The 1342-nt window shown below is 77.1% G+C and carries 1 protein-coding gene; it reads right to left on the bottom strand.

Annotated features, from left to right (window positions below; translation table 11 throughout):
* Positions 1 to 56: 56 nt before the first annotated feature.
* The coding region (gene murC / locus CWIS_RS08990; RefSeq protein ID WP_048342941.1) for a UDP-N-acetylmuramate--L-alanine ligase at positions 57 to 1342 on the bottom strand (1286 nt) is incomplete at its 5' end.

Genomic DNA, 1342 nt, shown 5'->3' with positions numbered 1-1342 from the left:
CGAGCGCGGACGCGGCGCGGGGCGCGGAGCCGGCGGACGCGGCGGGCGCGACGGGCTCACGACGAGACGCCCCCGTCGTCGGCGCGCGAGGCGAGCCGCTCGAGGATCGTCGGAGCGAGCGCCGTCACGTCGCCCGCTCCGATCGTGAGCAGCAGGTCGCCCGGACGCGCCGCGTCGGCGATCGCGCGCGCCGCGTCGATGCGGTCGGGCACGAACGTCGCACGGCCCGGCGTCGGCACGCGGTCCACGACGAGCGCACCGGTGACCGCCGGGTCCGGGTCCTCGCGCGCGGCGTACACGTCGGTCACGACGACGACGTCGGCGAGGTCGAACGCCGCGCCGAACTCGTCCGCGAAGGTGCGGGTCCGCGAGAACAGGTGCGGCTGGAACAGCGCGAGCACGCGACCCTCGCCCGCGACGCTGCGCGCCGCGCGCAGCAGGGCGGCCACCTCGGTCGGGTGGTGCGCGTAGTCGTCGACCACGCGCACGCCGCCGGCCGTGCCGCGCTCCTCGAACCGGCGCCCGGTACCGCGGAAGTGCCCGAGCGCGGCGGCGGCCTCGGCTCCGGGCACGCCCAGCCGGACGAGCACCGCCCACGCCGCCGCGGCGTTGAGCGCGTTGTGCGCACCGGGCAGGGCCAACGTGATCGTCGTCGTCCCGACCTGTGCGGCGGCGCCGTCCGGCGTCTCGGCAGCGCCCAGCGCGGTGAGGTCGAAGGCCCAGCCCCCGTCCCGCGGCGCGCTCTCCCCCACGCGCACGTCGGCCTGCGCCGACCGGCCGTAGGTGCGCACCTCCACGCCGCGCGCCTCGAGGTCGGCACGCACGCGCTCGACGAGGCGTCGTGCACCGTCATCGTCGACGCACGCGACGAGCAGGCCGCCGGTGCGGATGCGACCGGCGAACTCGACGAACGCCGCCTCGAACGCCTCGCGCGTGCCGTAGTGGTCCAGGTGGTCGGGCTCGACGTTGGTCACGACCGACACGAGCGGGCCGTAGGCGAGGAACGAGCCGTCCGACTCGTCGGCCTCCGCGACGAACGCCGGGCCGTCACCCTGGCGGCCGCCACCCACGGGCCCGTCCGCCGTCAGGACAGTGCCACCGATCGCGAACGACGGGTCCGCGCCTGCGGCCAGGAGCCCGGTCGCGATCATCGCCGACGTCGTCGTCTTGCCGTGCGCACCGGCGACGGCGACACCCTCACGGTCGGCCATCAGGGACGCGAGCGCCTCGGACCGGTGCAGCACGCGCAGCCCGGCGGCCCGCGCGGCGGCCAGCTCCGGGTTCGACTCGCGCACCGCGGACGAGACGACGAGCGTGTCGACGCCGTCGACGAGCGCGGCGT

It is taken from the genome of Cellulomonas sp. A375-1 (assembly GCF_001040865.1).
In the GTDB taxonomy this organism is placed as follows: domain Bacteria; phylum Actinomycetota; class Actinomycetes; order Actinomycetales; family Cellulomonadaceae; genus Cellulomonas; species Cellulomonas gelida.
Note: the sequence above shows the minus strand (reverse complement) of the source record. Positions and strands in the feature narration are given on the sequence as shown.